The organism is Nostoc sp. FACHB-152 (genome assembly GCF_014697475.1).
Taxonomy (GTDB): Bacteria; Cyanobacteriota; Cyanobacteriia; order Cyanobacteriales; family Nostocaceae; genus Nostoc_B.
In genome coordinates, this window is record NZ_JACJRV010000046.1 from 44,066 (window position 1) to 58,768 (window position 14,703).

Annotated in this window: 13 protein-coding genes; 10 read left to right on the top strand and 3 right to left on the bottom strand. The window is 37.7% G+C overall.

What is annotated here, in order from left to right; translation table 11 throughout:
* Window positions 1-5: 5 nt before the first annotated feature.
* From H6G76_RS23775 to H6G76_RS23795, 5 genes are all read left to right on the top strand, one after another.
* Window positions 6-2,186, top strand: a complete 2,181-nt coding sequence (locus tag H6G76_RS23775) for a DNA translocase FtsK (RefSeq protein WP_190706452.1) — start codon at window positions 6-8, stop codon at window positions 2,184-2,186.
* Window positions 2,176-2,640 (top strand): hypothetical protein, encoded by a 465-nt coding sequence (locus H6G76_RS23780; RefSeq protein WP_190706455.1) that lies wholly within the window; start codon window positions 2,176-2,178, stop codon window positions 2,638-2,640. Before H6G76_RS23775 ends, H6G76_RS23780 begins: the two co-directional genes overlap by 11 nt.
* 21 nt (window positions 2,641-2,661) lie before the next feature.
* On the top strand, window positions 2,662-3,141 hold the full coding sequence (locus H6G76_RS23785) for an ATP-binding protein (RefSeq protein ID WP_190706458.1): 480 nt from the start codon (window positions 2,662-2,664) through the stop codon (window positions 3,139-3,141).
* A 270-nt stretch (window positions 3,142-3,411) separates the two neighbouring features.
* On the top strand, window positions 3,412-4,692 hold the full coding sequence (locus H6G76_RS23790; RefSeq protein WP_190706461.1) for a hypothetical protein: 1,281 nt from the start codon (window positions 3,412-3,414) through the stop codon (window positions 4,690-4,692).
* 279 nt (window positions 4,693-4,971) lie between these two features.
* Window positions 4,972-5,478 carry a hypothetical protein gene (locus H6G76_RS23795; protein WP_190706463.1) on the top strand — a complete coding sequence of 169 codons (507 nt, stop codon included), beginning with the start codon at window positions 4,972-4,974 and terminating at the stop codon, window positions 5,476-5,478.
* Between the two features lie 91 nt (window positions 5,479-5,569).
* On the opposite strand, the gene H6G76_RS23800 is transcribed toward H6G76_RS23795, so the two are convergent.
* The gene (locus H6G76_RS23800) at window positions 5,570-6,022 is read right to left on the bottom strand and encodes a helix-turn-helix domain-containing protein (protein ID WP_190706465.1); all 453 of its coding nucleotides are present in this window, start codon (window positions 6,020-6,022) and stop codon (window positions 5,570-5,572) included.
* A 515-nt stretch (window positions 6,023-6,537) separates the two neighbouring features.
* On the opposite strand from H6G76_RS23800, the gene H6G76_RS23805 reads away from it, so the two are divergent.
* From H6G76_RS23805 to H6G76_RS23815, 3 genes are all read left to right on the top strand, one after another.
* Window positions 6,538-7,722 carry a hypothetical protein gene (locus H6G76_RS23805; RefSeq protein ID WP_190706468.1) on the top strand — a complete coding sequence of 395 codons (1,185 nt, stop codon included), beginning with the start codon at window positions 6,538-6,540 and terminating at the stop codon, window positions 7,720-7,722.
* A gap of 558 nt (window positions 7,723-8,280) precedes the next feature.
* A complete protein-coding gene (locus tag H6G76_RS23810; protein WP_190706471.1) occupies window positions 8,281-10,560 on the top strand; it encodes a hypothetical protein in 2,280 nt (759 codons plus the stop codon).
* A gap of 22 nt (window positions 10,561-10,582) precedes the next feature.
* On the top strand, window positions 10,583-10,963 hold the full coding sequence (locus tag H6G76_RS23815; protein WP_242056500.1) for a hypothetical protein: 381 nt from the start codon (window positions 10,583-10,585) through the stop codon (window positions 10,961-10,963).
* 70 nt (window positions 10,964-11,033) lie between these two features.
* Here the strand turns inward: H6G76_RS23815 and H6G76_RS23820 are convergent, their stop codons facing one another.
* Together H6G76_RS23820 and iscB are read right to left on the bottom strand one after the other, a co-directional pair.
* Window positions 11,034-11,261, bottom strand: a complete 228-nt coding sequence (locus H6G76_RS23820; RefSeq protein ID WP_190706473.1) for a hypothetical protein — start codon at window positions 11,259-11,261, stop codon at window positions 11,034-11,036.
* 84 nt (window positions 11,262-11,345) lie between these two features.
* Window positions 11,346-12,629 carry an RNA-guided endonuclease IscB gene (gene iscB, locus H6G76_RS23825; protein ID WP_190706476.1) on the bottom strand — a complete coding sequence of 428 codons (1,284 nt, stop codon included), beginning with the start codon at window positions 12,627-12,629 and terminating at the stop codon, window positions 11,346-11,348.
* Window positions 12,630-13,226: 597 nt separating this feature from the next.
* On the opposite strand from iscB, the gene H6G76_RS23830 reads away from it, so the two are divergent.
* Both H6G76_RS23830 and H6G76_RS23835 read left to right on the top strand, forming a co-directional pair.
* A complete protein-coding gene (locus tag H6G76_RS23830) occupies window positions 13,227-14,129 on the top strand; it encodes a chromosome partitioning protein ParA (RefSeq protein WP_190706479.1) in 903 nt (300 codons plus the stop codon).
* A 23-nt stretch (window positions 14,130-14,152) separates the two neighbouring features.
* Window positions 14,153-14,632: a hypothetical protein gene (locus H6G76_RS23835; protein ID WP_242056501.1), complete on the top strand. Its 480-nt coding sequence runs from the start codon at window positions 14,153-14,155 to the stop codon at window positions 14,630-14,632.
* Window positions 14,633-14,703: the final 71 nt, after the last annotated feature.

Sequence of the window (14,703 nt, forward strand, 5' to 3'; positions counted from 1 at the left end):
TAGTAATGTTACTACCATACAATAACACTAATGGTAATACTGAAATTCAAAAACAACAGCTTTGGGCTGCAATTGTACAAGCCAAACAAGATGCTTTGAGCAATGAAGAGATTATAGAGAATGTACGGGAAGCTTTACCAGATGCAATGGTTTTTTATGCTGAAACTGTTTTAAAGCAGATTGACTTTAGAGCAAAATTATCACGTCCAGTCGTTGAATTTAATTTAGAATTTTTATTTCAGGTAATATACGAATCAGTAATTGCAGGTACAAACGATGAGGAAATATTATCAATATGTGCAGAACACTGTACTTTAAACCAGTACGAGTTTGTACGTTACGCACTTGAGTATATTCACCTCAATCGAATGCCATCACAGTGGGAGCAAAATAACGTATATCAAAAAATGATTCAGATAGTTAATCTATCACCCATTGAATCTTTATTTGAATATATAGAATCAATCAAAAATATTTATCTTAAGCAAATTGGTTATAAAGTAGTTCAGGATAATCTTTATAATTTATTTTTGAGCAATAAAGAAACTAGTTATTTTACTGATTTGGCGAATAAATCGAGAGATGAATTTATTAAAAACTATTGCTGCCGAACGGCAGTGCTTGTTGCGCGTGCCACAGGTAAACCATTAGATTTAAAAGTGACAGTTAATGGATCAATTCTTTTAAAAGAACCTAAATATCTGGATAGTGAAATTGCTAATAATAAGATTGTTGGCTCAAATATTTTAACTATGGGACAAGCAGGAAAACTATTAGTTGATACTTTAGAAGATTTTAATATTAATGCTAAGTATGTTGATGCCAAAAATGGCCCTACTTTTAACCGTATTAGGGTAAAACTGGGACGGGGTGTTAGTTACAAGAAAGTAGAAGACATAGGTAATGACTTAGTACAGCAGCTTGGTGAAGAATTAGGCTTGAAAGTTGCGCCAATGGTCAGTGTAGTGCCTGGGGGAGTTGTATTTGACATACCCAGGTTAGACAGACAATTTGCTTATTTTCGTGATTATTTTACTTTTGAGGGCGAACCTGACATTTATTCGGTGTCTATCCCCGGTGGTGTTGATGTTGATGGCACTTATGTCGAAATTCCCCTTTATAGCGATAACGTGACTCATATCCTGGGTGGTGGGCGGACGCGGGGTGGAAAGTCGCAGTTTGAGAAAGCCGCCATCTTATACTTAGTGCGACGATATCCCCCTTCTGTTGTTCGATTGGCACTTTCAGATGTTAAACGTGTGACCTTTGGTAAATTTGATGGGCTTCCCCATCTTATTGCCCCAGTTGCGCGTGATGCAGAGTCTACCGCTAACTTGCTTGATTACTTGGTCGAAGAAATGGAATTGCGTTACCAGGAATTTGAGCGCCACAGCAGCATTGAAACGATCGCACAGTACAACTCACGGTTCGCACCTGATTGTGTCATGCCACGAGTAATTTGTCTAATTGACGAGTGTTTTGATCTACTTTCCGATGATAACTACTGCGATCGCATTGAGACTGCGCTGATGAAGTTGCTTGCAAAAGCGGGTGGTGCGGGGATTCATGTATTGTTATACACCCAGCGACCTGACAAAAACGTGATAGATCCGTTGATTCGCTCAAACTTTCCAGCCAAGACAGCCTTTGTTACAACCCGTCCTGAAGATAGTTGTATTATCCTGGGGGACGATAAAGATAAGCGTGCAGTTTATTTGCTGGGATACGGTGATTTTTTGTACAAGACGACTGAAGTTTTACGACTCCAAGCTTTATATGTTGCTGACGATGAAGATCCTGAATACTTCCAGCAATTACTCTTGGAAGCAAAAAACCAGAACGATCCTTATACAGCATGGAAATCTGGGTTAGATTTTGATGAATTTGTCGCTAGTCTGTATGGCGAGAGTAGTAGTAATGATAATGGTAAATTTAAAGCCACTACTGCTACTAAAACTAAGCAGTCTAAGACTGATTTTGAGGGCAGTTTTAGTTTTAAGGTGCAGCTTGACGAAGAAGCAAGAAATTCTATTTTGAATTTGCATCATAAGGGCTATCAACTTGATGAAATTGTCAAAGCAGTATTCAATTTATCCCGTCAAGATGGTAGATCATACAAGAAATTTAGAAACGTTGTCGAAGAATTTTTAAATAACTTTAAAGATGGTGGTGAAGATGATATTTGAACTAACCATGCCTTTACCCCCTTGTATGAACGAAATTATTAACCAGGCACGGTCAAGTTGGCAAGCAAGTGCTGAACTTAAGAAGTACTGGACAAACTTAATTGGTGAATTTGTTAGAGAATGTGAATTCTGTTTAGATAGTACAGTGTGGATTGAGTTTCATTGGTATCTCAAAAATTTTGCACGAGATAGTGATAATGTAGCTGCTGCCGCTAAATTTATTATGGATGGGCTAGTTACAGGGCGAGCAATTCGTAACGATAACCTGACAGTTATCCAATCACCTGTTGTTCATTACTATCATCGCAGTAGTGGTGATGATGGTGTGCTGTTAAGACTTTCACAATCACCTGATTTTTTATTAGATAATTTTATTGTATCTAACAAATTTTCCAGAACTAGTTTAGAAAGACACAATCAGAAAATCACACATTTAATCTCAAGCAAATTGTAGTTTATCTAAAGGTTAATAGTAATGTTACGTTATAAAGAATATACTTGGTTGATTGGTAAACTAAATGCAGGCAAGAATGTTAATTTATGGGGTAAACAGGATATTGGTAAGACTTTTACTGTTAAAAACTGTTTACTTAAAGATATTACTTTAAAGTCTGTCTATCTCAATCTTGAATATCCTTTTAGTGTGGCTCATCTCTTTGATGTTATTCCTATGAGTTTTGATTTGTACTACCAGCAGGATTGGCAAAATATAATAACCGAATTATCTGATGGATTAAATAGACTACTTGTGATTGATAATTTTGATAGGTTGCACTTTGTGAGCGATAGTTTTAGCAATGATTTATTGAGATTACAACAGTTAGCAAAACTAGAAAATTTTTCTTTACTATTAATATCTCGGATGCCGCTAAGATGTTTTCATTTTACGGGTTTTGTTAACTATTTTGAAGAATTGGAATTAAACGAAACTAATACTTGGACTTTTAGAAAGTAGATATGGGATTTCTAGATATTGTTATTTGGTGATATTTCAGTTCGGGTAGATTGTTGTTTTAAGCAACAAAGCAAGTTCGACTCTTGCTATCACCATTGGGAATGAAACTACTACTGAGACTGAAAATTAACTATTACGAATCTATTAAATAGTTTTGGAGTTATTAATAGAGTAAGGGGTAGGTTAGTAGTGTAGTTCTCAGGAAATCCCAATTTGTGCCGGGGCGAGAGTAATTAAAAACCTTGTGACCTGCATTTGGAGGGATGAATTATGTTCAAGAAGTTTGCGTTTAATTGCTTGAGAAATCTTAATGCCGCTTTTGGAATGGTGTCTTTGACTGCTATTGCTTTAGGCACTGTAGCAACTTTTTCTGGTTTGGGCTTATTGTGTTTAGCTAAGGGCGGATTCCCAATAATTGAGAAAGAACGCTCTGAACAAATTGCCTATATTGGCACTGGTGCTATTGTATTGGGCTTTACCGGAATTATTTTTGCTTCCTTGGGTGGTGCTTCCTTGGGTGGTGCTTTCTTAAGTGTTGTTGAAGAATCGGAGGAAACTAATTCGAGTAGAGAAATTGCAAAAATAGCTGACACAAAACCGCTTGTATTAACAAAAGCTGAGAACTCTGAAAAATCTGATTTTCTGCCTTCAATTTACACTTACACGGTGATGATTTTTGAAAGAAATTCTGATTCAAAGTGCTTGGTTATTTGTAGATTTGAGGAAGAACCATATCGGAAATTCGTACTTTACGAAGAACTACGTTCTCACCAAATTGACGACTTGGCAGTAATCTATGATGAAACAGATCCAGACAGATTAATTGGACAAACATTCTCCTCATATAAACCTTTGCCTTGTGAAGCTTTAGAGGAGCATTTAGATATACACCGACGCTATATTAATGCAGTTAATAGCGAAGAATTTAGTTCTTGCTATTTGCAAGTATGTGCTGGGTGTAAGTTACTGCATGGTGCCAATAATATTGTTTGTGGTATTCATCCACATGGATGGGTTGAAAATGGCTGCTGTCCAGATAAGCAATGGGATGAACGTAAGGCGTTGTTTCCATTTGAAGATGATGCTGTTGTCGAAAATTTAAATAGAGAAATATCGTCCAATCAAGCGAATATTTACAAATTTTACGGCAATCTTATCTTGTGGGATGAATACGCTAACCGTAGGTTTTCTTTTTCCTATTCCGGTATCTTGCTTAAACATTCTGACAGACTGCTTGAGCTTGGTATGGAAGCAAAACTTCTTTCTTACATCCAGTATTTCCGTACTCGAAATGTAGTGGTCTTTGACTACGTAGCATCAGGACGAGTTTTAGAGTTTGCAAAGGAACTCAAGGGCATAGCTCAAATCGAAGTTGATGGAGATGAAATATCTATCTTTTTTGATATATATGCGCCCTGTCATCGCTTTCGTCGTGATGGTGTATCGCTGCATCCTTACTCAACTTTCGTTCCTCAAGAACTCAGGTATAACTACAACTTGGTTAGCTACGTTAACTACCTTAAGAGTAAAAAATCTGGAGTTTTGAGATGAATAAGGAAGTTTCTAAAAGCTGCGAGTACAAGCCGGAAAAATCGCATTTCGCATTTTTGCAATTTCTGTATCTTGAACTGATAATTTCTCCAATTTAACAACTGCAAATTTTGGAAAACTTAGTTCATCTAATTGCTTAAAAAGGCAATTTACCCTCCTTTCTCCTGCTATCGGTTGGGATACGTATAAAAGCTTTCACTCAGTACGGGGGTTTCCCCCGCTACTGGGTGGTAAGTCGTTATAACGCCGCCCATCAGTAATTCATGGAGGAACTACCCTATGTCTGCTTTTGCAGTATCGCCTTTTGTGCAATCTGTTAACGATGTTTTGTTTCCAATCGAGTTGTTTTTGATGGTCTTCCCAATCTTCTATGTGATATTTGTTCCTGCTCAATCAGTATCACTTCAAGTTAGTAATAGCGTTGGGGTGATTTCTGAAGAGTTGCCAGTTTTGGAAACTCATGGGGATTTGACTGGTGTTGGTGCTGTTTCTGTTCGGGAAGAATTTTCTAAACCGGAATCTTCGATTATTGAAACTGCGCCGCCAGTTGTTGAAACTGGGGTTGCGGATGAAGCTAGACAGCTTGTGCTGGTAGACGTTAAGGAAGAAAGGAAGAAGCTTTTAGATTTAGGTGTGCGGAAGCTGCGACAGTTCTGCAAAGAACGCCGAATTCAAGGCTATTCTACTGTATATAACCGTAAAAAACTCGATGGACTCGTTGACTTTCTGATCGCACAACAAGTGACCTCTGCTCAAGTGGTCGAGTGTGTGGAAATGCTTGCTTAGAATTAGAATTTGGTGAAAAGCCTCGGTAAAAACTGGGATTGCAAAACTACTCCCTTGGGCTAGGATAATACTTGCTTGATGACTCTTTCTATTAAGGTTGAGCTTCTAAAATGCGTCCTATACTTCTTGGCGATAGTGTTGGTAAACCTCTCCTAGCGGCTTCTTCTGCTACCTGCATATGGTAGTGGTGCTTGGAACGACTAGGTTTTCGGTTCTTGCTCCATTCGCTAATTTCGACAATTTTGCTTGCCTCTGTACTTTTGCACTTCTTAGGTCTGCCTACGTTGACACCCAATACTTCATTAGCTTTTGCGATCGCCGACTCCTGGGTTTCTGACAAGATGGTACTTGATGTCCATCTTTTTTTCCACTTTGCTATTGAGTTTTCGGTTACACCAATTTCTTGCGCTAAGGCTAAGTATTTCTTGCCTTCGTTTAGCCCTAGCAGAATTTTAGCTCTTTTGCTAACTTCATCGCTGCCAGTTGCCGCTATGTGTTCTAGTGCTTGTTTTTCAAGAGAATTTAATATCTGAAGATGAGGCATCTAAAAATTTACCCCTCTTTACTGTACAATTTTGCCAAATGGAATGAAGCCTGATATACTCTTTTTGTAGCGTTCATTTTTTCTAAAAACCCACCCAAAGCCCTGTTTGCACCAGGGCTTTGAGGAGAAAACAAGCCCACCTGTTAGTAAAACAAGGCGGAACGTTGTTTTGTCAATTTAATTAACTAGAGACATCATATCATGAGTTTAACCAGTTTTACAAACCTTTCTTTAGGTAGATGTATTTTTCCAAAAAATAACATCATAAAATCTCTCTTCAATCGCGCTGGTTTTAAATGGGTCAATAATAATATTTCTCTCCTGGAAAAATTTTATTTAAGAGATTGTTTGATAAGTAATTGTTCATTATTTACATAAGTTAATTATTTTTTAATAATATTACTTCACTGTAGAAAGTGCCATCAGTCCTGCTGCTTAAGTTTTCCTGCTTTCTGCTCAGGCTTTTCAAAATTGAACTTATCTTTTTTAGGCAATTTGTGACCCGGAGTATCGATATGTCTGAGGTGCATAATCCGGCAATTACATATATTTCTCCTACGGAGTTGGTCGTTCATCCGAAGCTGATAGAAATATATGGTGAATATGAGGTTCGTCCCGCTTTAGAAAAAAGTATCTCGGAAAAAGGGATTCTGGAATCTTTAAAGGTATCTGCACGCACTGGTGTAAATGTTGTCTTGGCAGGTAAGTGCCGCTTGCAGATAGCCCGCCAGTTGGGAATCTCTGCTGTGAAGGTGGAATTTGTCGAGTCTAGTTCGCCTGAAGAAGATTTGAAATTAGTGCTTGATTTTAATCTTCATCGGGAAGGCGGAAAGACTCATTACCAAAAATTTCACGAAGGGCAGTACTGGGAGAGCGTACTTCGTCCCCAAGCGAAAGAAAGACAACGGGAAAGTGCCCGTCGTTTGAATGAAACGAAGTATTCAAATTTGAACACTTCGATAGATGAGAATCAATTTCAATTAAAGAAAGGTAAACCTGTGATTCAGGAGGTTTCAGAGAATTTAAGGATAAGCGTTGGTAGTTATCACAAGGGTAAAAAAGTATTTGAATATATTTCTCAATTAAGGGAACTGCAAAAATTTAAGGCAGTTGTTGCACTGGAGGCGGAATTTAACCGGAGTATTGATGCAGCTTACAAGTTTGTTTGCAATCAAGATATCTGTGACCAGGTTATAGAGCTGATTGAAGCAGACGAGATAGGTAGTATAAGTGATGGTATCGCTTGGATGCGGAATGGCGATCGCAATCCGTTTCGGCGTTTCCAAGTTGGTCAAGTATATCAATTTAAGGAAAGACTGCGGCCAGAGTTGGAAATCGTGGGGCGTGTTATTGGTATAACTAATGAATTTGTTGTGTTTGGATTGAGGAATTTAGTAAATATGAACCTAGAAATTGTGAATCTACGTCCGCGACAGATTGATGCAGAGTTGCGAGATGAACCATCTGCTGAACAGAGAGAAAGAATACTTCACTTAATGGAAAAGTTTAGGGATGTTTTTCCAGTTCAGGTATCTTTAGCTGAATTGTTAAAACTACCAAATTTAACTGATAAAGAGGAGGTTTTATTGCGGATGTATGAATCTGACGTATTTGAAAAAACTTGGGAGGACTATAAGAGCCAAATGCAAGCAATAGAAGTGTCTACAAATAGAAAAAAGGATAATATTCGTGCTGCATAGGTAGCTGTGAGCAGTTAATCTAGCAGAGAATTTATCCTACAATTTAACGTTACCTAATAGATTAGCATCTCAATACTGATTGCAGTACGAGTTCATATTTTGGGTGCTGAACTCGTATGGATATATTTGACTGTTTTTTGTTTTTAAATTCGTTGGTGAAGTGTAATTTCATCTTCACCAATTGTACTAAACTTTGCCAGTTTTTGGTGACACTTTTAGGTGTTACTAGCTTTGCATTCTTATTCCAAAACTATTTTCTAGATTTAGTCACAACTTCGCTAGAACTGACGTATTTAAATAGCTCTCAAAAAAAAGTTGGGTAGCCGCATTGTTGTTGGTGAAGCGTGTTGGACTAAATCTTAGCCTAAGCCTACGTATGTCTAAGCCTAAACAAGTATAACCTCTGTTTGCTTTCAACCATGAGACGATTACCAGTCGCCTCCAACAAGCGGATAACCAACCGCTTCTTAATCAAAATAAAAATTTCAAATTTAGGCTAACACATTTTGACCAACAGCGAGGCTACCTGATGCACTAAAACCATCAGGACAGTCACTCATGTTCCAAGAAGATTTCGGGGCAGATGTTGATAACAGGCCCCAATTAAGTCTTTCGCAGCCTGCAAAAAAGAAAATCAAACCCCACCTACCCGCAGAATCTTTAGGTAAACGCTACGTAGAGCGTTTTTGGCATCCATTTGGGGCAATAGTTGCCCCTTCTTTAGTAGAAGGTGCAAAACCAGCATGGCGTACTATCGACCATTACCTGCAACCTTCCCAACTGTGGAAGCTGCACCAAGATAAGTCAAAATTAGTAGGTCTGCGTTTTGACAACACAACCCGTTACGGCACAATCGATTTAGACTTTTGTGGCGACTACCATAACATTGAATCTATAAATCGCATCAAAGCCGCACTAGAGGACATTGGCATAGTCGATATCGTCATTCTCCAGTCCAGCTTTAGTGGTGGTTATCATTTGATTTTAAACTTTGCATCTCCCCTGCCAACCTTTGCCGTAGCTTGCGCCTTAGAAATTACTTTGAGAAATGCAGGCTTTATCCTACGCCAAGGACACCTAGAAATCTTCCCTAACACTAAACCATATAGTGCCAAACAAATAACTAACTACAAAGCCATCCGTTGTCCCATGCAACCGGGTAGTGGGTCATTTTTACTTGATGATGACCTACAACCAATTAGCGATTCCGTTTCTATCTTCCTCGATTATTGCGATCGCGCGGCCAGTCGGCAAGATTTAACCAAATTAAAACGGGTAGCGAACAAAGCCAAAAAACAAATTGCACAGGAGAGATATCGTAAGCAAGAGTCTGCTGATGCTGCACAGTGGCGTGCCAACTGGGAAGAAACAATTGTGATCGGTTGGACGGGGCAAGGACAAACAAACACCCTCCTACAAATCTTTGCAGGTTACGGAATCGTCTTTCTAGACTTAAGAGGCGATAAATTAGTCGAATTTTGCCTTTCTACCGCAATTAACGCCCCTGGCTATGAGCAATATTGCCGACACCAACATGAAATCGAAGCTAGAGTACGGCATTGGGTAGAATGCACAATTCGTAACAAATGGTACAGTGCCTACGTTAGTTATCCCGAACGGTTGTTGGGTACATTCGCCAACACATTTGCAGAAGCCATAGCAGGTGTTAGCAGGATCGATCAACCCAAAGATAACGTAATTCCATTTGACCGCCGCCACCAGCAGAACTGGGAACGTAGCCAACAAGCCCAAAGACGCATCCAGATAGTAGTAACAGCAATAGAGTGGGGTAGTGGGTTACCAGCAGGGGCTACTGAACGGGCAAAAGCTATACGTGCTGAGTATAAACACCGCTTTAACAAAACTATCTCTCAAGAGACACTACAAAAGCACTTACATTTGTGGCATCCCACACGCTACATTTTAGACCCTTGGGCAGAAAATAGCTCAAACCCTTATCAATCAAAAGAGAACGGGCAATTTTACGAATTTCAAAGCTCATTTGTAAAACACGATACTCAAAATCCTTGTGGAATAAGTAATTACGTTCATTCTTTTTATATGAAGGTTTTGTGTAAGTGTTTACCTCCTGCTGCTACAGCCCCCCAAGGGCTGGAGTCAGCAGGTTTAGTTGAACAGCCTGATGTTTCTCAGTCAGACTCAGCTGTCATCCAGCCCGCGGAAAATCTTGAATTCATAAATTCTGCTAATACTGCTGAAATTAATTTAAATAAAACCAGCAATCAATTAGAGAATTCAGTTCATACAAACATTTTACAATCAGATGAATTTAGTTCTCATCAGGATTTTATATATCTCTGTAGCTCCAGCACGTTGTCAAAAGTTGATAATCAAAACTTATCTAACAGGGAGGATAACGGGCTGGGTGTAGTTTCGATACCTGCTGCGGTTGCGCCAGAACCACTACAGGAAATTGCCAACAATGGGCGGCAGAGTGCATCCGAGGGTAATTCAACACCTGCTAGAGTGACAGCAGAATCATCACTCCAAAACCCAAACAACGGCTTGCAGGGTGCATCTGTTGGTGAAAAGACTGCTGATGTTTCCTACCGCATCGAGGAACTCAAGCGAGTAACAAAACTGCGGCTAATGGCTTTAAACCAAGCTAGGACTAAGGTGCGCCAATACTGCGTAATCACGGGACATATTCTCAGTACTCAAGAACGCGATCGCTTAGAGCAACGTGCCAAAATGCAATTTTACCTCGATTCAGGTAATGAAACTCTAATTGCAGAAGCTAACGAGTGGGCTGCTGCCAATCCTGAGTGTCTACCATTTTCCTTGGAGTTAGAGAGCGAAAAATTTTGGGAAAAATGAGGGATATAAGGCAGTAAGATGCTTGGTACTTCAGACTTTAACTGCACAAAAAGAGGTAATTCAGCTTACAGAAGTTATTATACTTGTGAGTATAATTTTGTACAAAAATATAGAAGGAGATATGAAAGATATCTTAATGGAGAAACTGTTTAATCAAGCAGTTGAACCAATCTTCCAAGCCAACAATTTAACTAAATATTCAGCACTCAAACAAAGAGAGGATGAATTTAAATCGTTGTTTCATATTGAATTAGCAGAATACGTGGACTCGAAAAGAGGATTTAATTTTTCTTTATTTATTCGTGACTTTTTAAGTGAAGATTGCTTGCCGTACAGGGATGCTATTCAACAAAAATATGGAAAGCGGGCAGCGGATTTAATTAGGGAATTAATTTGTATTTGAAAGCAAAAAAAAGTTGGCTGTTAGTTAGAATTTTATAACTGTACAATCAGCATTCCGTGCAAATTTGAAACTATGTATTTGTATCTTCCTGACTTAATTGTTGCCCAAACTCAGATATTGAACCTGTAGTTACGGCTTTTTCTAACAATTGATTCAATAACTCAATGTCATATAATTCATTTAGTTTTTCTACTAATTCAGTAGGAACATCTTTAAATCGAATTGTTAGGATTTGAGCAATATATTTCTGGGTAGCTTTTGCTATACCTATGCGTTCTATGCTTGTCATGTATGTCATAAAAAATCCTCGGTAAGCGGTAAACTCAGAGGCTTGATCCCTGAGAGGGAAGCGATAGGAGCGAATTTATTCGCCGTGGTCTTTTTAACTTGAATAACTGTAACCATCTTTTTTGTGAATTGATTTACAGAACTTATAGTTTATTCCTTGAATCAATCCTTTCTGAGCAGAGATATTAAAGCTACCTGTAGAACGTACAGCTACACGTCCAATGTATTCACCAATTTTTTTTCCATTGGTGACAACAGCTTTAACAATATCACCTGTCTGAAAACCTTTGATAAATTTCAGTTTGGGAACATATCTATTAGGAAATCCAAATTTGTCAGTTCTACACATCTGCCTTGTTCCGTGCCCATTAGCGGTAATTAACAACGGTTTGATACCTTTGATAATTAATATTGGAGTTGATTGACCAACACAAGCAGCGTCTAACCAATGAGTCTTGATTAATTGCTGCCTAGTTCTGTTGAACTTTGTTAATCCACCAGAACCACACTCAACGGGTAAGCCAGTTGATTTCAAAACCTCTAAAAGCTTGTATCTAGTAGCATTAACTGCTGCTGCGTCAGCTAATGGTTTCTTAGCTTGTGCCAAGATTTTCTGTAACTTAGTAGGGTCTTTTTTGAGGAAATCCTTAATATCCTTAGTCCCTTTTTTGACGTTACATTTTTCGCAACTTAATGTAAGGTTTGTGATTGAATTAGACCCACCTTTAGAACGTGGGTGAATGTGTTCAATTTGCAAAGGTATATCTTTGATACCACAATAGGCGCATTGTCTGTTCCACTTTTCAAGTAGATATTCTCTGGCTTCATATCCAGCTAATGTACCTTGTTGATATTCCTTACCTTCGATTTCAGGATTACGCATTAATTGCATATCAAACTTGACTAACTCGGTGCTAATCGCTGTGATTGGTGCGAATTTGCGTAATCTGTTTACCCATGTTTCAACATTGTGAACCCGACTCATAAGGCTAGGAGCTAACCATCCTTCTGGTCTAGTTCTGTTGAGAAATCTTGGCTTTCTGTAACGGGTTTTACGATTTCTTCTACTACTCCTTAATTGTCTCCTTGAAATAAGAGCATCTCTGATTGCAAAACCTCTATGTTTTAGTTCAGCAGCAAAAACTACTTCACCAGTTGAATCGTTAACTAATGCTATACCTGTGGTTTTAGCACCAGGGTCAAGCTTTAATCGCAGTGCTGTTACTGGCAAATCTGCTCTAGCTTCCTTCAAAATTATTGTGAAAGGAAAACGCCGAAATATTGCAGCTTTCCCGTTGCTTAATAACTGTCTAGCCTGTGCTGGATGAATTGGATTTAGCGGTCTTCTTTCTGTATCTAAAACAAATACTTTGCACATCAAGTGCCTCCTTGCGGGTAATGTTAGCTTCGTCAATGTTTTAAGAGCTTTTTAGATTTGCAACACTGTTTCAGTGACTTTAAAACTGTTTAATTGCAAATGATAGAGCAGAAAACTAGCTACGCATTCTCTGGTATCGTGACTCAAAAAACGTAGTCAGTTAAGACTTAGACTGGTCAGTACAGCTTGTTTGATTTCTCTTACAAGCTCAGTGGCTTTAGCCATGAGTTACTGACACATTCGTTTAATTAAGCTCAACTTCCACTGAAAATGACTTCACTCATAGATTATTTCCGATCAAAATATCATAATGCCTTTTTTGAAAGTCAAATTACTTTAAACAACATAAAATTTATGACTAATTTACATATCAACAAATGTTGGTTTAATGTGGAATTTTGTTGCTTGGCTTTTTGAGCGAGAGGTTGCATACTCAAAGTAGTTTATTCAAAATAAATTAGGAAAATTTTATTGAGCAATATAGTTGCTGATTTCTCTATTTTATTAATTAATTTATTGATTTTTGTTTACAAATTTAAAATTTTAGATTGACATTAACCTAACACAACAAAGTTTAGTCACTTTCTAAACAATATTATGACCCGAAAAAATAAAGAACAACCAGCCATGTCAAATAATACTTCCTCCAATACTAATGATAAGCCTCAAAAGCAACTGATAATTATAACAGGTGATAAAGGTGGCGTGGGTAAAAGTACTTTTGCACGAGCAATATTTCAACTTTACATTAATAAAAATCTACCCTGTGTTGCTTATGAAGCTGACTTAAGAAATCCTCAGATAGAAAGATATTTTCAAAAAGATTACCGCCCTATAATACGTTATATTGATATTTTTCATAGAGGTGGTGCTGACGATTTATTAATTAATCTAGATGAGAGTGATTGTCCTATCACATTATTAGACTTACCTGCACAATCTGGAGGTTTTTTTGAAAGTTATGTCAAAGAGCTTGCATTTTTTGAAGTTTTAAAAACTGAAATTAATTGTCGAGTGACAATGGTTTCAGTGATTAGTAGAGTTCTTGACTCTATAAATGTTTTAGAAAAACTTCGTGAACTTTGTAAAGACCAAGTAGATTATATTGTTGTCAAAAATCTATTTCATGGTGAAGAAGAAAAGTTTGAGCGATATAATGACTCTTCCCTACGTCAGAATATGCTTGCAGAAGGTCTAATAGAACTTGTAATGCCAGATTTATTCTACAAGTCTTATGACTTTATTGACCGCCATGCTTTAACCTTTAATGAAGGTCAGACTCATAAAGAAACAAATATTGTAATTAAGTCAAGAATTAAATCTTGGCTTGCTGAATTTGAAGCACAAATTAAGCAAGCATTTAATTTATTAGGTTTTGATATACAACCAGATGACTGTTACTACCCGGCAGTTGTAGAAAAATCTAAAGAGCTTAGAGAAAACGAAGAAAAAGCTAAAAATCAAGATGCAAATTTAACATCTGAAAATATAGCTGCTTAATTGAATAAGTTGCTTGATTTATTATGTTTGGAAAGCGTTTTGTAATGACATCGGGTGATGCTCGTGTGGGTAAGTCCACAGTTTCTCGGCTCTTGCTGGAGTTATACTTGAAAAGTAAATGCAATGCGCGTGTTTTCTACCACGGTTATCGTAACAAGCTATCGATGTATAAAACAAAAGGTTTTGAAATAAACCATTTGGGATTGTCTAGAGGTGATTCGGATAGATTATTACTGGACTTAGAAATGTTTCCCAATATTGATGTAGTTTTGACAGATATGCCAGGTCAAAATCATCAAGAGTTCAAGTTTTTTGATAAAGATGTTTCACTGATAGAAAATCTTAACCATCTTGGATATCGTGTTACTTTCTTGCACCCGATATCACATCGTAAAGACTGTGTTGAAGATTATCTTCAGGATTTATACCAGCATTTTGGTAGTCAAGTTGACTATGTTGTTATCAAAAATTATGGCTCTCCCAGACTAGATATGATAAATTAGTAGCAGAAATACCAATTGAGTAGAATTCTTCTTCTAAAATTATCAAAGTTAGTTAAACCATAAGCTCTTCT

Excerpts from the sequence above, each read along its gene's own strand:
- H6G76_RS23775 (WP_190706452.1), top strand. The coding sequence starts at position 6 with ATGTTACTACCATACAATAACACTAATGGTAATACTGAAATTCAAAAA.
- H6G76_RS23780 (WP_190706455.1), top strand. The coding sequence starts at position 2,176 with ATGATATTTGAACTAACCATGCCTTTACCCCCTTGTATGAACGAAATT.
- H6G76_RS23785 (WP_190706458.1), top strand. The coding sequence starts at position 2,662 with ATGTTACGTTATAAAGAATATACTTGGTTGATTGGTAAACTAAATGCA.
- H6G76_RS23790 (WP_190706461.1), top strand. The coding sequence starts at position 3,412 with ATGTTCAAGAAGTTTGCGTTTAATTGCTTGAGAAATCTTAATGCCGCT.
- H6G76_RS23795 (WP_190706463.1), top strand. The coding sequence starts at position 4,972 with ATGTCTGCTTTTGCAGTATCGCCTTTTGTGCAATCTGTTAACGATGTT.
- H6G76_RS23800 (WP_190706465.1), bottom strand. The coding sequence starts at position 6,022 with ATGCCTCATCTTCAGATATTAAATTCTCTTGAAAAACAAGCACTAGAA.
- H6G76_RS23805 (WP_190706468.1), top strand. The coding sequence starts at position 6,538 with ATGTCTGAGGTGCATAATCCGGCAATTACATATATTTCTCCTACGGAG.
- H6G76_RS23810 (WP_190706471.1), top strand. The coding sequence starts at position 8,281 with ATGTTCCAAGAAGATTTCGGGGCAGATGTTGATAACAGGCCCCAATTA.
- H6G76_RS23820 (WP_190706473.1), bottom strand. The coding sequence starts at position 11,261 with ATGACATACATGACAAGCATAGAACGCATAGGTATAGCAAAAGCTACC.
- iscB (WP_190706476.1), bottom strand. The coding sequence starts at position 12,629 with ATGTGCAAAGTATTTGTTTTAGATACAGAAAGAAGACCGCTAAATCCA.
- H6G76_RS23830 (WP_190706479.1), top strand. The coding sequence starts at position 13,227 with ATGACCCGAAAAAATAAAGAACAACCAGCCATGTCAAATAATACTTCC.
- H6G76_RS23835 (WP_242056501.1), top strand. The coding sequence starts at position 14,153 with ATGTTTGGAAAGCGTTTTGTAATGACATCGGGTGATGCTCGTGTGGGT.